The following is a 15933-nucleotide window of genomic DNA, read 5'->3' as shown; positions in this document are numbered from 1 at the left end:
GCAAAAGCACGCCGGCATCATGAACCCAGCTGCGCCGCGCGGGGCCAATTCCGCACCGTCGCAACGGCCGCTTGCCGACACGCGCGCGCCGGATGAAGGCGACGGCGTCGACACCTCGCCCGATGTCTCCGACAGCATCGCCAAGACCACCTGCTATATGTGCGCCTGCCGCTGCGGCATCGACGTCCATATCAAGAACGGCAAGGTGCGCTACATCAACGGCAACAAGGACCATCCGGTCAACCGCGGCGTAATCTGCGGCAAGGGCAGCTCCGGCATCATGCAGCACTACAGCCCGGCGCGGCTGAAGAAGCCGCTGTTGCGCAGCGGCCCGCGCGGCTCGGGCGAATTCCGTGAGATCGAATGGGAGGAAGCCCTTTCGATTGCGACCGGGCGGCTATCGAATATCCGCCGAACCGATCCGAAAAAGCTCGCCTTCTTCACCGGGCGCGACCAGTCGCAGTCGCTGACCGGCTGGTGGGCGAGCCAGTTCGGCACGCCGAACTTCGCCGCCCATGGCGGCTTCTGCTCGGTCAACATGGCGGCCGGCGGGCTCTACACGATCGGCGGCTCGTTCTGGGAGTTCGGCGAGCCGGACTGGGACAATACGAAATACTTCATGCTGTTCGGCGTCGCCGAGGACCATGATTCCAACCCGATCAAGATCGGCTTGGGTAAACTCAAGGCGCGCGGCGCCAAGGTGGTGTCGATCAACCCGTGCCGCACGGGCTACAACGCGATTGCCGACGACTGGATCGGGATCCGGCCCGGCACCGACGGCCTCTTCGTCTTCGCCCTCATCCACGAACTGCTCAAGGCAGGCCGCATCGATCTCGATTATCTGCTCCGCTACACCAACGCCCATGTGCTGGTCATCCAGGAGCCGGGCGCGGCCGATGACGGGCTGTTCCTGCGCGACAGCGACAACAATCTTCTCGCGTGGGACAGAGTGGCGAAGACAACCGTCAACGGAGCCGATGCGGATGCGAAGCCGACGCTGACGGGCAGCTTCACGTTCGCCGGTCGCCGCTGTGTGCCGGTGTTCCAGCTCATCGCCGACCGCTACATGGACGACAGCTACGCACCCGATGCGGTCGCGGCACGATGCGGCATTCCGGCCGACACCATCCGCCGGATCGCCGCCGAACTCGCCCACGTCGCCTTCGAACAGACGATCGAACTGCCGGTTGCGTGGACCGACTGGGCCGGACGGCGGCACGAGACGATCAAGGGACGGCCGGTGTCGATGCATGCCATGCGCGGCATCTCGGCCCACTCCAACGGCTTTCACTCCTGCCGTGCCATCCACCTGCTGCAGGTGCTGCTCGGCACGGTGGACGTGCCCGGCGGCTTCCGTTTCAAGCCCCCCTACCCGCGCTCGGCGCCCCCGGGACCGAAGCCGGCCGGCAAGGTGGTCAGGCCGATGACGCCGCTCGACGGCATGCCGCTCGGCTTCGTCTGCGGGCCGGACGATCTCCTGGTCGACGAGGCCGGCACGCCTTTGCGCATCGACAAGGCTTATTCCTGGGATGCGCCGCTCGCCGCGCATGGGCTGATGCATACGGTCATCCGCAATGCGTGGGCCGGTGACCCGTACCCAATCGACACGCTGATGATGTACATGTCGAACATGGCGTGGAATTCCTCGATGAACACCGTCGAGACCATTGCCATGCTCACCGACCATGACGAAGCGGGTAACTACAAGATCCCCTTCATCATCTATTCCGACGCCTATTATTCCGAGACGGTGCCGTTCGCCGACCTGGTGCTGCCCGACACCACCTATCTCGAACGTCACGACTGCATCAGCCTGCTCGACCGGCCGATCAGCCATGCCGACGGGCCGGGCGACGCGATCCGCCATCCGGTGGTCGAACCGGACCGAGATGTCAGGCCGTTCCAATCGGTGCTGATCGAACTTGGCGCTCGGCTTGGCCTGCCCGGCTTCGTCGAGGACGATGGCTCGGCCAGATATGCCGACTATGCCGACTACATCGTCAATCACGAACGCACGCCCGGCATTGGCCCGCTGGCCGGCTGGCGCGGCAAGGACGGCACTTCCGTCGGCAAGGGCGAAGTCAATCCCGACCAGTTGCAGCGCTACATCGGCAATGGCGGCTTCTGGCACCAGGATTTTGCTGAGGACCAGCGCTATTACAAGATGGCCAACCGCTCCTATCTCGACTTCGCAGAGCAGATGGGGTTCATCCCCAAGGCCGAGCCGATCGTGTTCCAGCTCTATTGCGAACCGATGCAGCGCTTTCGCCTCGCCGCGCGCGGTCATGGTCGCGTCCAGCCGCCCGAGAGCGAACGCCGGCGCATCGAGACCTATATGGATCCGCTGCCGTTCTGGTTTACCCCGTTCGAAGAGGCCGCCGTCGATCCGCATAAATACCCGCTGCATGCGCTGACGCAGCGGCCTATGCACATGTATCATTCCTGGGGCTCGCAGAATGCGTGGCTGCGGCAAATCACCAGTCAGAACCGCCTGTTCGTGCACCACAAGACCGCGGCAGATCTCAGTCTTGTCGACGACGACTGGGTGTGGATCGAGAGCATCAACGGTAGGGTTAAGGGGCAGATCAAGCTGGTCGACGGCGTCAATGCGGATACGGTCTGGACCTGGAACGCCATCGGCAAAAGGCGCGGCGCCTGGGGTCTGAAGGACAACGCTGCCGAGACCAACCGCGGCTTCCTGCTCAACCACATTATCGGCGACCAGACATCGGCTGACGCGAAAGGCAAACGCTATTCGAATTCCGATCCGGTGACCGGCCAGGCGGCGTGGTTCGACCTCAGGGTACGCATTGTCAAATGCTCTGATGAGGAAGCCGGCTTCACCGAACCGCAATTCGAGCGTTTCAGCCAGCCGCCAAATGTCGAGCCTTCGCCCGACATCCTTCGCTTCGGCGCCGAGTTCCGCGTCCATAGGGAAGCCGTGGAATGACCTGCCTTCCCGCCCATACAGACAAGAAGCTTGGCCTAGTCATCGACCTCGACACCTGCGTCGGCTGCCAGGCCTGCGTCACCGCCTGCAAGGAGTGGAACACCGGCGGCCACATGGCGCCACTGACCGACATCGACCCCTATGGCGGCCGTGTCGACGGCGTCTGGTTCAACCGCGTGCACAGCTACGAGCACACGACCGAGGCGGGCGGGCGCACGGTCAACTTTCCGCGCTCCTGCCTGCATTGCGAGACGCCTGCCTGCGTCACTGTCTGCCCGACCGGCGCGTCCTACAAGCGGGCGTCGGACGGCATCGTGCTGATCGACGAAAGCAAATGCATCGGCTGCAAACTGTGCAGTTGGGCCTGCCCCTATGGCGCGCGCGAATTCGATACCGACGTCGGCGTGATGAAGAAATGCACGCTGTGCGTCGACCGTATCTACAACGACAATCTGGCCGAGGAAGACCGCGTGCCGGCCTGCGTTGCCGCCTGCCCGACCAGCGCCCGGCATTTCGGCGACCTCGGCGATCCCACCTCGGCGGTATCGCAACTGGTGGCGGAGCGTGGCGGCGTCGACCTGATGCCGGAGATGGGTTACAAGCCGACCAACAAATATCTGCCGCCGCGCGCCCAGCGCGCCGCATCGGTGCCGGCGCCAAGGCTCGAGCCAGTCACGGTCGAAGGCGGTTTTCTTGGCTGGATCGACCGCATGCTTTCGAACTGACCAATGCATCCAGCCTTTTCCGTCGTTTTCTTCACCACTGCTACAGGAGCGGGCTACGGACTGCTGGCGCTGCTCGGCGTGCTTGGCGGACTGGGTTTTATCCCGGCCCATTTCTGGCTCGGCCTTATCGGCATGGGGCTGGCGCTTGGCCTGATTGCTGCCGGCCTTTTGTCGTCGACCGGCCATCTCGGCCGGCCCGAACGCGCCTGGCGCGCCTTTTCGCAATGGCGTAGCTCCTGGCTGTCACGCGAGGGTGTATCGTCGGTCGCAACCTTCATTCCCGCCGGGCTGTTCGGCATCGGCTGGGTGTTTTTTGGCCGCACCGGAGGCTGGATGGCCATCGCCGGGTTTCTCGCAACTATCGGCGCAATCGTCACCGTCTGCACCACCGGCATGATCTATGCCTCGCTGAAGCCGATCGCGCAGTGGCATAGCCCGTATACGCTGCCGGGCTATCTCATCTTTTCGGCGATGACCGGCAGCGTGCTGTTGAACGCGCTGCTGCAGGCTTTCGCCATCAGCCCGACCGCCGTTGCGGTAGCCGCCCTGCTGCTGACCTTGCTCGGCTGGGGCTGGAAGCTGGCGACGTGGCGATACAATGACGCGCTGGAGATCGCGACCACCGCCAACACGGCGACAGGCCTCGCCGGAGGGACGGTGCGCTCGCTGGAATGGCCGCACACCGAGGAGAACTACCTGCTCAAGGAAATGGGCTTTCGCATCGCCCGCAAGCACGGTGCAAAGCTGCGGCTGATCACGCAGTTGCTGGCTTTCGCCTTGCCTGCCCTGCTGCTGCTTTCTGTCTTATTCGCTTTGCCCTGGCCATTCGCAGCGGTGCTGTCGGTGCTTGCGGCAACCGTCCAGTTCGCCGGCATGCTGGTCGAGCGCTGGCTGTTCTTCGCCGAGGCCAAGCACACCGTCACCCTCTATTACGGCCGGTAGAGCGTCCCGCCGTCAGGCGGCCCGTGCTCGTGGCGCCGCCGGCAAATCCTTAAGCAGGATTTCGATCGCGGCATCGATTACAGCTGTCCTGCGGTCGTGCGCGTAAAGGCCGTATTGGACCGTGAGCGGCTCGGCAGGCCGGCTGACGTCTTCAGCACCCGCATCGAAGCAGTGCGCACGGATTCGGGCGGAAGCAGTCCAACGCCCAGTCCGTTCTCGATCGCGGCCTGAAGGCCGGTGACGCTCTGGCACGACAGGACGATCCGGTGCTCCCGGCCGGCGGCGACCAGCGCCTCGATCATCCGCCTGCGCCAAGGGCAGGTTGCGCCGAAGGCGGCGAGATCGAGTGGCCGGTCATGGTCCAGCACATAGTCCTGGGCGCAGACCCACTGCAGTTCGACGTTCCATGTCGTCACGGCATCGGCCGCGACGACGGATGTCGGGGCAATCATGACATCCAGCGCATCCTCGCTCCACAGCCGTCCCAGCGCGACGCTGTGCTCGACCATCGCGTCGAGGCTGATGTCGGGATAGGTGCGATGCAGCCGCCCAAGCGCGGCCGAAAGCGCGGCCGTGGTGACCTCTTCGGCAAGACCAATACGCACGCCGCCGCCAATGCTAGCCTGCTGCAGACGCGCCACCGCTTCGTCGCCGAGAGCGAGGATGCGGGTCGCGTATCCCAGAAAGAGCTCTCCCGCCGCAGTCGGTACGACACCGCGGCCGGTGCGCTGGAACAAGTGCCGTTGGAGCAGGCCCTCCAGCCGGCGCATCTGCATGCTCATCGCCGATTGGGTCTTGCCGGTCTGCGCGGCGACCCTGCTCAGGCTACCTTGCCGGCAGACCGCGACATAGGTGCGGAGAAGGCCGAGGCCGATCTGCTCAGATATCATTTTGTTTGAACTCTGATGTCATAGGTATCAGTGTACAATGATATCTCGCCACGCGCTATCTCACACTCAAGAGAAACAGCGCAGGGAAGAAAACCATGAAAGCGATCCGTGTTCACCGCCATGGCGGGCCAGATATGCTCGCCTACGAAGATGTCGACATCGGCCAGCCCGGACCGGGCGACGTGCGCGTGCGCAACCGGGCGGTCGGCCTCAACTTCGTCGACATCTATTTTCGCACCGGCGAATACGCGCCGCCCGCTCTGCCATTCATTCCCGGCAATGAAGGCGCCGGCGAAATCGTCGCCGTCGGTGAAGGCGTCAGCGGCTTCGCGCCTGGCGACCGAGTCGCCTATGTCGAGACGCTCGGCGCCTATGCCGAAGAACGCATCGTGCCCGCGCATTTCGTCGTGCATCTGCCCGACGCCATCGATTTCGAGACAGGTGCGGCGATGATGCTGAAAGGGCTGACGGCGCAATATCTGCTGCGCCGCACGTTTCGCGTCGAGGCGGGCCATACCATCCTGGTGCATGCCGCGGCGGGCGGCGTCGGCCTCATCCTGACGCAATGGGCCAAACATCTCGGCGCGACCGTCATCGGCACGGTCGGTTCACCCGAAAAGGCCGAACTTGCGCGCGCCAATGGCTGCGACCATGTCATCGACTACAGCAAAGAGAATTTCGCCGCACGGGTGAAAGAGGTCACCAACGGCGAAGGCTGCCACGTCGTCTATGACGGCGTCGGCAACGCGACCTTCCCCGCCTCACTCGACTGCCTGCGGCCGTTCGGCACCTTCGTCAGCTACGGCACAGCGTCGGGGTCGATCCCGCCATTCGACATCATGCTTTTGATGCAAAAGGGTTCGCTGTTCGCCACCTGGCAGTTGCTGTTCCATCATCTCGCCAGGCGTGAGGACGTCGTCGCCATGAGCGAGGATCTGTTCAGCGTCGTCCTCAGCGGCGCAGTGAAAATCCCGGTGCACACAAGCATGCCGCTTGCCGAAGTGGCGGAGGCGCATCGCCGGCTCGAGGCACGGCAGACGACAGGCGCAACCGTGCTTATACCGTAGAAACTCAGCCCGGCCGCAGCATCGAACCGGAAATGGCGAAGATGCGCGCGGCGCCCATCATATAGGCCATCAACGTCTCGCGGCGGAACAGGCCGGCATAGGCGCGGTCGAGCACGTTGAGCGAGCCGGTATAAGCGCCGAAGGCCGGCATGATCATGCGGCCGCCATCGCCGGCAAAGCAGCGCCGCCGCACCGAGCGGCCCTGCTGGACGATGCGGGCGCAAGGGTGAAGATGGCCGGCAACTTCGCCCTCGGTTCTTATCTTCGACGGCTCGTGGCGGAACAGCAGCGAGCCGATGGCGAGTTCGCGCACCGTCTCGCCGGGCAAATCCGCCGGCGCTTCCGGGTCATGGTTGCCGGCGACCCAGAACCAGTCGCGGCCGGCCATCAATGCTTCCAGCCGATCGCGGAAGGTTTGATGCATGCGCTCGGCGCCGCCGCCGTCGTGGAAGGAGTCGCCCAGGCTGATGACGATGGCCGGCTGGTAGTCCGCGATTACCGCCTGCAGCCGGAGCAGAGTGGCGCCGGTATCGTAGGGCGGGATCAGTGCGCCGCGCCTGGCGAAGGACGAGCCCTTTTCCAGATGCAGGTCGGAGACCGCGAGCAGCCTCAGATCGGGGAAATAGAGCACGCCGCGCGAATCACAGATCGCGCGCTCGCCCGCGATGCCGACAAAGTCGGCCTCGGCGATCAGCGATGCCCGCGCCAGCGAAAAATTCATTCCTCAACCATCCCAGGACCCATGGCTTCCTCGACCAAAGTCGCGGCATCCATCAGCAGCGTTTCGTCGGCCTCGCCGTTCACCGGCATCTTGCCGATTTCGAGCATGATCGGCACGGCCAGCGGCGATATCTGTTCGAGTGCCTTATGCACGATTCGACCCTGGATACGCGAGAGCATGTCGGCAAGTCTGCTGACATCGAGCAGACCGGTCGCCGCGTCGGCGCGCGTCGCCTGCAGCAGGATGTGGTCGGGCTCATGGCTGCGCAGCACGTCATAGATCAGATCGGTCGAGACGGTGACCTGGCGGCCGCTTTTCTCCTGGCCGGGGTGACGTTTCTCGATCAGGCCTGAAATCAGCGCGCAGTTGCGGAAGGTGCGCTTGAGCAGCCAGCTGTCGGCCAGCCAAGCCTCGAGGTCGTCGCCCAGCATGTCCTGGTCGAACAGAGCGCCAAGCGAAGGTTTCCGCGATTTGAACATCGCGCCCATATCGCCCAGCGACCAGATGGCCAATGCGTAGTCGGTGGCGACGAAGCCAAGCGGCCTGGCGCCGGCCCTGTCCAGCCGGCGGGTGAGCAGCATGCCGAGCGTCTGGTGCGCCAGCCTGCCCTCGAAAGGATAAGCGACGAGATAGTGACGGTTGCCGCGCGGAAAGGTCTCGATCAAGAGGTCGTCGCGTTTGGGCAATACCGATTTGTCGGCCTGGTAACGCAGCCAATCCGACACCTGCTCGGGCAGCTTCTTCCAGCGCTGCGGGTCGTCCAGCATGGCGCGCACCTGCTCGGCGAGGTAGGTCGAAAGCGGAAATTTGCCGCCGCCATAATAAGGCACCTTGGCGTCGCTTCCCGGCGCATTCGAGACGAAGCATTCGTTCTCGCGGATGCCTTCGAAGCGCAGGACTTTGCCGGCAAACATGAAGGTGTCGCCATGCGTCAGCGTTTCGAGGAAGGCCTCCTCGATCTTGCCCAGAACCCGGCCGCCGTGCGAAGCCGAGCCTTTGCTGCCGGCCTTGACGTAACGCACATTGAGCGCCGGCACCTCGATGATCGTGCCGACATTCAGCCGGTATTGCTGGGCAACGCGCGGATTGGAGACCCGCCACATGCCGTCCTTGTTGAGGCGGATGCGGGCGTAGCGCTCGTAGTTCTTCAGTGCGTAGCCGCCGGTGGCGACGAAATCGATGACGCGGTCGAATGTCGGCCGGTCGAGGCTGGCATAGGGCGCTGCTGTCAGCACTTCCTCGTAGAGATCGTCGGGGCGAAACGGCGCTCCGCAGGCGCAGCCCAGCACATGCTGGGCCAGCACATCGAGCCCGCCATTGACCAGCGGCGGCGTATCCTGGGCGCCCAGATAGTTGGCGTCCAGCGCTGCCCGGCACTCCAGCACTTCGAAACGATTGGCCGGGATCAGGATCGCCTTCGACGGCTCGTCCATGCGGTGATTGGCGCGGCCGATGCGCTGCGCCAGCCGGCTGGCGCCCTTGGGCGCGCCGACATGGACGACCAGATCGACATCGCCCCAATCGATGCCAAGGTCGAGCGTCGAGGTGGCGACGATGGCACGGAGCGCGTTTTCCCCCATCGCCTTCTCGACGCGTCGGCGCTGGGCGACATCGAGCGAGCCGTGATGCAGCGCGATCGGCAAGGTATCCTCGTTGACCCGCCACAATTCCTGAAACAGCAGCTCGGCCTGGCTGCGGGTGTTGACGAACAGCAGGGTGGTCTTGTGGCGCTTGATCTCGCGATAGATTTCCGGCGTCGCATAGCGCGCCGAATGGCCGGCCCATGGCACGCGCTCTTCCGAATCGAGGATCGAGATTTCGGGCTTCGCGCCGCCGGTGACGACGATGAGTTCAGCCATGTCTCCCGGTGGATTCTGGCTGACCAGCCAGCGCCGCAATTCGTCGGGCTCGGCCACCGTTGCCGACAGACCGATCGTCTGCAGGCCGGGCACGATGCTGCGCAGCCGCGCCAGCCCGAGCGCCAGCAGATGGCCGCGTTTCGATGTCACCAGCGAATGCAGCTCGTCGAGCACGACATAGCGCAGATCCTCGAAGAAGCGCCCGGCATCGCCCGCCGCAGTCAGCAGCGCCAATTGCTCGGGCGTGGTGAGCAGGATATCGGGCGGCGCCAGCTTCTGGCGCTGTCGCTTGTGGGAAGGCGTGTCGCCGGTGCGCGTCTCGATGGTGACGGGCAGGCCGATCTCCTCCACCGGCTTGCCGAGGTTGCGCTCGATGTCGACGGCCAGCGCCTTCAGCGGCGAGATGTAGAGCGTATGGATGCCGCGCCGTGCCATACTGGCTTTGCGTCTGGGGCGGTTGGCCAGTTCGGTCAACGATGGCAAGAAGCCGGCCAGCGTCTTGCCGGCGCCGGTCGGTGCGATCAAGAGCACCGATTGCCGGGCTTGAGCCTTCGCCAGCAGCTCGATCTGGTGAGCGCGCGGCGACCAGCCTTTTTCGCCAAACCATCTGATGAATGGCTCGGGCAGAAGGACGGCGGCGTTCTGTTTGGCAAGGCGCGGCTGCTCGGTCACGCGAAAGAGGTAGCGCGACGGCGCGCGATCGCCAAGGAAAATCGGAACAAAAGGTGATCGGCCGAGCTATCCCTCGCCGCGTTTACGGGGAGAGGGATGCCGGCCGGCAAGTGAGGCGCAGCGCGACCTTTCAGTCGCTGGCGTCGCCCCTCATCCGCCCTTCGGGCACCTTTCCCCGTGAACGGGCGAGGAAGAGGCGCTAGGGCCGCCGAAACCCAGTCGGCCCGCCATACAGATACCCAATCCGATCAACCGCATCCTTCAGCCCTTCGCTCGAGACCAGCATGGTGTGGCCGTTGGCGTGGATCATTGTCTCGGCGTCGGTCATGATCGCGACATGGCCCTTCCAGAACACCAGGTCGCCGCGTTTCAGTCCGGCATAATCGAATCCCGGATCGAGCGGCTCGCCGAGGCCTGCCGCTTGCATGTCGGAATCACGCAGCACATTGCGGCCGGCCATGCGCATGGCCAGTTGCACAAGGCCCGAACAGTCGATGCCGAAGCCGGCGGTGCCGCCCCAGAGATAGGGCGTGCCGAGAAACATCTCGGCGACCGAGACATAGTCGGCGGCGATGTCACTGACCGGGCAAATATGGCCGGCGATCAGCGCCTCGCCGGAGGGCAACAGCGCATAGTGCGTGCCGCGCGTTTCGGCGGCACCGGTTACCGTCACCGTCGAGCCCATCGACAATTGGCCGCTGATCGGGAAGCGCAGATCCGGGCCAGGATAGAGGAAGGTGCGCGGCGCCGTGACGATGTGGGTTGGCGCATGCTCGGGTGCGCCCAGCATGGTGGCGCCGACGTAGCCGACATAGCCGTCACGTTCGGCCTGGACCCAGGCCCATCCCTCGGCTTCCTCGAAGACAAGCACATCGTCGCCGAACAGAATTTGCGTGTTGACGCCGGCATCCGGGCGCGGTGCCTTGCGCACGTCAGCCACGGAGGCTGTGATCCGGGCCGGACGGCCGGTGACGAAGCGATCGGCCGACACCTCCCCTTTCAGCCTGGCATCGGCGAGGTCGGAACGGAAGGCGTGGAGGCGGGCATCCCTGGCAGTCAAATCGGTACTCGTTCTAATTCATGGATTGATCAGATGGGCAGTTCATGAGCCCTGGCAACGATACCATCCCCGAAGCGCTCGACAAAGAGCGCGCCTTCGACCGTGCGCCGGATCAGCACATTGCGCTTGTCGAGCTCGTCGCGATGGCGTGACACCAGTTTCAGCGCACCCATCGTGTCGAGCGCGCGGGTGATAACCGGCTTGGTGACATTGAGGCGGGCGGCTAGACCGCGCACCGTGTGCGGCGGCGGGTCGAGATAGATGGTGAACAGGATCGCCGTCTGGCGCATGGTGAGATCTGGCGCGCCGGCGCGCACCTGCGACAGCATCACCTGCTGCCACAGTCGCATCGCCTGGCTCGGACGCATCGAAATCGACATCGACCGAGCATGACGGGAAATTGTTTCGGTTCCGTTTCAGTTTTGGTGGCCGGTTTCAGGGCCTCAGGCATAGCGCCTCGAAATGACCCGCTCCAGTGCACGGATGCCTTGCGCCTCGCCGCCGGCGGGTCCATAGGGGCGATCGGACGGGTTCCAGGCGAAGATGTCGAAGTGCGCCCAGCCCGTTGTCCGTTCGACAAAGCGCTTGAGGAACAGCGCCGCGGTGACCGAGCCGGCGAAACCGTCCGTGGTGACGTTGTTGATGTCGGCGATCTTCGACGCCAGCCTGGCGTCATAGGGCCGCCACAACGGCATGCGCCACAACGGATCCTCGACGGCCATGGAGGCCGCAGCCAGTTCGGACGCCAGCACTTCGTCGCCAGTGTAGAAAGGCGGCAGATCGGGGCCGAGCGCGACACGCGCTGCCCCGGTCAGCGTCGCCATGTCGATCAGCAGTTCCGGCTCCTCGTCATCGGCCAGCGCCAGCGCATCGGCCAGCACCAGCCGCCCTTCGGCGTCGGTGTTGCCGATCTCGACGGTGAGGCCCTTGCGGCTGGTCAGTACATCTCCAGGCCGAAAGGCGTTGCCGGCAATCGAATTCTCGACTGCTGGGATCAGGACACGCAGCCGGACCTTCAGCCCGGCAGCCATGATCATCGAGGCCAGGCCCAGCACATTGGCGGCGCCGCCCATATCCTTCTTCATCAAGAGCATGCCCGACGAAGGCTTGATGTCGAGGCCGCCAGTGTCGAAACAGACACCCTTGCCGACCAGCGTCACCTTCGGCGCGCCTTCGGGTCCCCAGACCATGTCGATCAGGCGCGGCGCGCCGACCGAGGCGCGGCCGACCGCATGGATCATCGGGAAATTCTGCTTCAGGAGATCATCGCCCTTGATCACCGACACCTCGGCCTTGTGAGTGGCCGCCAGGGTCCGAACGGCCTTCTCCAACTCGTCCGGTCCCATGTCGCTGGTCGGCGTGTTGACCAGGTCGCGCGCCAGGAAGACGCCGTCGGCGATGCCCCGGACACGTCCTGGATCTACGCCGAGCGGCAGCGCGAAACGCAGCGCCTTGCCTGATTTCTTGCCGTAGCGAGTGAAGACGTAACCACCGAGCACCAAGGCTATGACCGCGAGTTCCGGCTCGGCTGGAGCGGCGGCAAAATGCCAGTCGCCTTCCGGCAAGGCTCTCGCCAGCATGCCGACGGCCAGCGCGCCCTCGCCGTCACCGACGCCGAACAAGGCGCCAGCAAGGGAACCGTTGTCGCCCGGGACGGCGAGCGTCCTGCCGGCTTCGCCGGAAAAGCCGTTGGCGGCCGCCCATGCGATCGTGGAAGGCGAAAGCCCCAAGGCCTCCAGTCCATCCCTCGCGACCAGATGGATCGGCAAGGCAGTGTTTAGTGTCTCGACGAGTTCGACGGGCATCCGATGGTCTCCGGGAGGCTTGCAGATCGTCCTCAGTCAAGTGACAGGGACGTCGAATGATTTCAACATCTATGCACAGAGCCGGGCATGGGACGTGCCAGGTCAGTGGCTTCCGGCGGGCCGTTCACCGATCCGACGGCTCGCTTTTTAACTGTCCGTTAGGGTTAACAGAATATTTCTGCAGGGATGAAGATGGCCACGTGAATGGCCACGCCCAGAATGGAGAGCCCCGTGCCGATGCCCACCAGCCGAAGGATGAACGTCACGGGCAAACGGTTGGTCACCACAGCGCTGCTGATGGCGCTGGCGGCCGGTGCTGCGGGGTGCGGAACCAGCAAGCTCACGACCGGCTCGATCGGGCGCACCAGCGGCAAACCGCTGGAAACCATGTCGGCCAGCGAGTTGCACGGGGCGACCGGGCGGCTCGGCGAATCCTACGCAAAGAACCCCAACGACAAGCGGCTGGCGACAAATTTTGCGGCGGCGCTCCAGATGGACGGCGATGCCGACCAGTCGCTTGCCGTGATGCGCAAGCTGGCGATCGCCTACCCCAAGGATCGCGACGTGCTTGCCGCCTACGGCAAGGCGCTGGCCGCCAACGGCCAGTTCGAGCCGGCGCTCGACGCCGTGCGCCGGGCGCAGACGCCGGAATATCCGGACTGGCGGCTGATGTCGGCCGAGGCCGCCATTCTCGACCAGCTTGGCCAGAAGGATGAAGCGCGCCAGAACTACCGCAAGGCGCTGGACCTCAAGCCGAACGAACCCTCGATCCTTTCCAATCTCGGCATGTCCTATGTGCTGGAAGGCGATCTGCGCACCGCCGAGACCTATATGCGCTCGGCAGCCCAGCAACCGAATGCCGACAGCCGGGTGCGCCAGAACCTTGCGCTGGTCGTGGGACTGCAGGGCCGCTTCGACGAGGCCGAGAAGATCGCCTCGCAGGAGCTTTCGCCGGAACAGGCGCAAGCCAATGTAGCCTATCTTCGCCAGATGCTTGCCCAGCAGAACGCCTGGAGCCAGCTCAAGGATCAGGACAAGGCAAAGGCGGCGACCAACTGAGCGCCGCATGGGCGCCGGCTCCGCACAGCGCAAAATCCGTCCACGCATCAACGCTGAAAACCAAGAGCCGCACTGCATTGGCAGTGCGGCTCTTTGTATGGCTGCAACGAGGCCTACTGGCTTGAGGAATTGTGCTGGTCGCCGAAGATGCCGCGCTGGCTGACCTGAATGCCGGCTGGGCCCAGAATGATGGCGAACAAAACCGGCAGGAAGAACAGGATCATCGGCACGGTAAGCTTCGGCGGCAGGGCGGCGGCCTTCTTCTCGGCTGCATTCATGCGCATGTCGCGGCTTTCCGCGGCCAGCACGCGCAATGCGTGCGCCACGGGTGTGCCGTAGCGTTCCGCCTGGACCAGTGCCTGGGACACTGACTTCACCGATTCCAGGCCGGTACGAGCCGACAGGTTTTCATAAGCCTGCTTGCGTTCCTGCAGATAAGAGAGTTCGGCATTGGTCAGCACGAATTCCTCCGCCAGCGCCACCGATTGCGAACCGATCTCCTCGGAGACCTTGCGCAAGGCAGCCTCGACCGACATGCCCGACTCGACGCAGATCAACATCAGGTCGAGCGCATCCGGCCACGCCGCCTGGATCGACTGCTTGCGCTTGGCGGCACGATTGTTGACGTAAAGGATCGGCGCGTAGAAGCCGGCGTAGGCGACGAGAATGCAGACGAACAGTTTCGCGAAGGCCGGCCGGTCAGGCAGTCCGCCGAGCACGAACAGATAGATCGCTGCCAGCGCGAAACCCACAAACGGCAGGATCAGGCGGAAAAACAGGAAGCGCGTCAGCGGGTTTTGGCCACGAAAGCCCGCCACCTTGAGCTTCTGCAACGTGCCTTCATCGGCCAACGCACGCCGCAGGTCGAGCCTGTCGACGATGTTGCGCATGCCGATCGACTGCTCTTCGCGCAGCCCCTTGCGGCGGCGATCGGCTTCGTTGGCAAGCCGCGAGCGCTGCTTGGCGCGCAATTCGTCACGCTCCAGCGCCACCGATTTCATGCGCGCCTTGAGCTGATTGCCGCCAAGCGCCGGCAGCAACGTGAAGACGGTCGCGAACACCGCAACGCCGACCAGCAATGCGATCAGGAAGGCAGGATCGGTCAGCGATTTTATGACTTGGTCGGTCATCCGTTTTCAGTCTTTTCGTTCGAGCTTTCCAAGGTGGGCCTAAACTTCAAAGTTCATCATCTTGCGCATCACCAGAATGCCGATCGACATCCACACGCCGGAACAGCCAAGGATCAGATTGCCGGTGCTGGTGGTGAACAGCGGCATGATGTAGTTCGGGCTCGACAGATAGACGAGAAGGGCGACGACAATAGGCAGCGCGCCGATGATGACGGCCGACGCCTTCGCTTCCATGGACAGCGCCTGGACCTTGGCCTTCATTTTCTTGCGATCGCGAAGCACGCGCGAAAGGTTGCCTAGCGCCTCGGAGAGATTACCGCCGGCCTGTGACTGGATCTGGATAACGATTCCGAAGAAACTTGCCTCGCTGCACGGCATGGTCTCAGCCATGCGCAAGGTGGCGTCGGGGATGGACATGCCAACCTGCTGCGAATCGACGATCCGGCGGAACTCGGTCTTGACCGGCTCCGGCGATTCATTGGCGATCAGGCGAATGGCGTCGTTGAGCGGCAGGCCGGATTTGACGGCGCGCACGATGATGTCGAGGGAGTTGGGAAATTCGTTGAGGAACGCCTTGACCCGGCGCGCGCGGCGAAACGAGACGAACCAGCGCGGCAGGCCGAGCGCGCCGGCCAGAAGCGTACCCGGCAGGACAAGTAGCGGCGCGCCGGCGAGATAGGCGAGCACCGTCAGCGCGATGCCGCAAATGACGGAGTAGATATAGAAACGCTCGATCGAGACCTGCATGCCGGCCTGACGAATCTGGGCCTTCAACGGCGGCTTCTTGACGGCGAGTTCGTTGGTTTTCTGCTTTTCGTCGAGCTGTTTCAGCGTGTCCTGGACAGATTTACGCCGCTTGACCGCCTCCGCGACACGGTCGCGCGAAGCCTTGACGACCGAACGATCGGTCTCGGCGGCCTTGATCGTCTCGAGCCGCTTGCCGGCCTGCTTCTCGTTGCTCATCTTGGTGAACAGGAAGGCATAGGCGACCGCACCGGCGCTGAAGCCGGCGAGCACGATGAACGCCAGTACGGTGGTATCAATTCCGAACAT

The 15933-nt window shown here is 64.1% G+C and carries 14 protein-coding genes; 6 read left to right on the top strand and 8 right to left on the bottom strand.

Going from position 1 to position 15933, the window contains the following annotated elements; genetic code table 11:
• Positions 1 to 19 precede the first annotated feature (19 nt).
• From NKI31_RS09370 to NKI31_RS09360, 3 genes are read left to right on the top strand one after another with little or no spacing between them, the layout of a single operon-like run.
• Positions 20 to 2950 (top strand): molybdopterin oxidoreductase family protein, encoded by a 2931-nt coding sequence (locus NKI31_RS09370; RefSeq protein WP_352651318.1) that lies wholly within the window; start codon positions 20 to 22, stop codon positions 2948 to 2950.
• Positions 2947 to 3675, top strand: coding sequence for a 4Fe-4S dicluster domain-containing protein (locus NKI31_RS09365; protein WP_023681970.1), 729 nt, complete (start codon positions 2947 to 2949; stop codon positions 3673 to 3675). Before NKI31_RS09370 ends, NKI31_RS09365 begins: the two co-directional genes overlap by 4 nt.
• Before the next feature lie 3 nt (positions 3676 to 3678).
• Positions 3679 to 4617 (top strand): dimethyl sulfoxide reductase anchor subunit family protein, encoded by a 939-nt coding sequence (locus tag NKI31_RS09360; RefSeq protein WP_023696709.1) that lies wholly within the window; start codon positions 3679 to 3681, stop codon positions 4615 to 4617.
• A 77-nt stretch (positions 4618 to 4694) separates the two neighbouring features.
• Here the strand turns inward: NKI31_RS09360 and NKI31_RS09355 are convergent, their stop codons facing one another.
• Positions 4695 to 5507: a LysR substrate-binding domain-containing protein gene (locus NKI31_RS09355; protein WP_352651316.1), complete on the bottom strand. Its 813-nt coding sequence runs from the start codon at positions 5505 to 5507 to the stop codon at positions 4695 to 4697.
• 95 nt (positions 5508 to 5602) lie between these two features.
• On the opposite strand from NKI31_RS09355, the gene NKI31_RS09350 reads away from it, so the two are divergent.
• The gene (locus NKI31_RS09350; protein ID WP_023688710.1) at positions 5603 to 6574 is read left to right on the top strand and encodes a quinone oxidoreductase family protein; all 972 of its coding nucleotides are present in this window, start codon (positions 5603 to 5605) and stop codon (positions 6572 to 6574) included.
• 4 nt (positions 6575 to 6578) lie between these two features.
• On the opposite strand, the gene pdeM is transcribed toward NKI31_RS09350, so the two are convergent.
• Together pdeM and NKI31_RS09340 are read right to left on the bottom strand one after the other, a co-directional pair.
• Entirely contained in the window at positions 6579 to 7295 is a 717-nt protein-coding gene (gene pdeM / locus NKI31_RS09345) for a ligase-associated DNA damage response endonuclease PdeM (RefSeq protein ID WP_023692555.1), read from the bottom strand.
• The gene (locus NKI31_RS09340) at positions 7292 to 9781 is read right to left on the bottom strand and encodes a ligase-associated DNA damage response DEXH box helicase (protein ID WP_352651410.1); all 2490 of its coding nucleotides are present in this window, start codon (positions 9779 to 9781) and stop codon (positions 7292 to 7294) included. Before NKI31_RS09340 ends, pdeM begins: the two co-directional genes overlap by 4 nt.
• On the opposite strand from NKI31_RS09340, the gene NKI31_RS09335 reads away from it, so the two are divergent.
• Complete coding sequence (locus NKI31_RS09335; protein ID WP_352651414.1) at positions 9689 to 9883, top strand: hypothetical protein; 195 nt, start codon at positions 9689 to 9691, stop codon at positions 9881 to 9883. The genes NKI31_RS09340 and NKI31_RS09335 overlap by 93 nt on opposite strands.
• Positions 9884 to 10025: 142 nt before the next feature.
• On the opposite strand, the gene NKI31_RS09330 is transcribed toward NKI31_RS09335, so the two are convergent.
• The 3 genes from NKI31_RS09330 to NKI31_RS09320 form a co-directional block, all read right to left on the bottom strand.
• Positions 10026 to 10886 (bottom strand): C40 family peptidase, encoded by an 861-nt coding sequence (locus NKI31_RS09330; RefSeq protein ID WP_352651314.1) that lies wholly within the window; start codon positions 10884 to 10886, stop codon positions 10026 to 10028.
• A 29-nt stretch (positions 10887 to 10915) separates the two neighbouring features.
• Positions 10916 to 11266, bottom strand: coding sequence for a MarR family winged helix-turn-helix transcriptional regulator (locus tag NKI31_RS09325; protein ID WP_023669596.1), 351 nt, complete (start codon positions 11264 to 11266; stop codon positions 10916 to 10918).
• Between the two features lie 63 nt (positions 11267 to 11329).
• Positions 11330 to 12691, bottom strand: a complete 1362-nt coding sequence (locus tag NKI31_RS09320) for a leucyl aminopeptidase family protein (protein WP_352651312.1) — start codon at positions 12689 to 12691, stop codon at positions 11330 to 11332.
• A gap of 237 nt (positions 12692 to 12928) precedes the next feature.
• Between NKI31_RS09320 and NKI31_RS09315 the strand changes: the two genes are divergently transcribed.
• The gene (locus NKI31_RS09315) at positions 12929 to 13750 is read left to right on the top strand and encodes a tetratricopeptide repeat protein (RefSeq protein WP_352510958.1); all 822 of its coding nucleotides are present in this window, start codon (positions 12929 to 12931) and stop codon (positions 13748 to 13750) included.
• 113 nt (positions 13751 to 13863) lie between these two features.
• Here NKI31_RS09315 and NKI31_RS09310 read toward each other — a convergent pair whose 3' ends face one another.
• Both NKI31_RS09310 and NKI31_RS09305 read right to left on the bottom strand, forming a co-directional pair.
• Positions 13864 to 14880: a type II secretion system F family protein gene (locus NKI31_RS09310; protein ID WP_023681979.1), complete on the bottom strand. Its 1017-nt coding sequence runs from the start codon at positions 14878 to 14880 to the stop codon at positions 13864 to 13866.
• Between the two features lie 39 nt (positions 14881 to 14919).
• On the bottom strand, positions 14920 to 15933 hold the full coding sequence (locus tag NKI31_RS09305; protein ID WP_023703461.1) for a type II secretion system F family protein: 1014 nt from the start codon (positions 15931 to 15933) through the stop codon (positions 14920 to 14922).

The sequence above is a fragment of the Mesorhizobium sp. M0659 genome, assembly GCF_040320605.1.
GTDB lineage: Bacteria > Pseudomonadota > Alphaproteobacteria > Rhizobiales > Rhizobiaceae > Mesorhizobium.
The sequence above is the reverse complement of the archived record's forward strand: the minus strand, read 5'-3'. Positions and strand labels throughout refer to the sequence as shown.

Coding starts and splice junctions, on each gene's coding strand:
- NKI31_RS09370 (WP_352651318.1), top strand. CDS start 20: ATGAACCCAGCTGCGCCGCGCGGGGCCAATTCCGCACCGTCGCAACGG.
- NKI31_RS09365 (WP_023681970.1), top strand. CDS start 2,947: ATGACCTGCCTTCCCGCCCATACAGACAAGAAGCTTGGCCTAGTCATC.
- NKI31_RS09360 (WP_023696709.1), top strand. CDS start 3,679: ATGCATCCAGCCTTTTCCGTCGTTTTCTTCACCACTGCTACAGGAGCG.
- NKI31_RS09355 (WP_352651316.1), bottom strand. CDS start 5,507: ATGATATCTGAGCAGATCGGCCTCGGCCTTCTCCGCACCTATGTCGCG.
- NKI31_RS09350 (WP_023688710.1), top strand. CDS start 5,603: ATGAAAGCGATCCGTGTTCACCGCCATGGCGGGCCAGATATGCTCGCC.
- pdeM (WP_023692555.1), bottom strand. CDS start 7,295: ATGAATTTTTCGCTGGCGCGGGCATCGCTGATCGCCGAGGCCGACTTT.
- NKI31_RS09325 (WP_023669596.1), bottom strand. CDS start 11,266: ATGTCGATTTCGATGCGTCCGAGCCAGGCGATGCGACTGTGGCAGCAG.
- NKI31_RS09320 (WP_352651312.1), bottom strand. CDS start 12,691: ATGCCCGTCGAACTCGTCGAGACACTAAACACTGCCTTGCCGATCCAT.
- NKI31_RS09315 (WP_352510958.1), top strand. CDS start 12,929: ATGCCCACCAGCCGAAGGATGAACGTCACGGGCAAACGGTTGGTCACC.
- NKI31_RS09310 (WP_023681979.1), bottom strand. CDS start 14,880: ATGACCGACCAAGTCATAAAATCGCTGACCGATCCTGCCTTCCTGATC.
- NKI31_RS09305 (WP_023703461.1), bottom strand. CDS start 15,933: ATGTTCGGAATTGATACCACCGTACTGGCGTTCATCGTGCTCGCCGGC.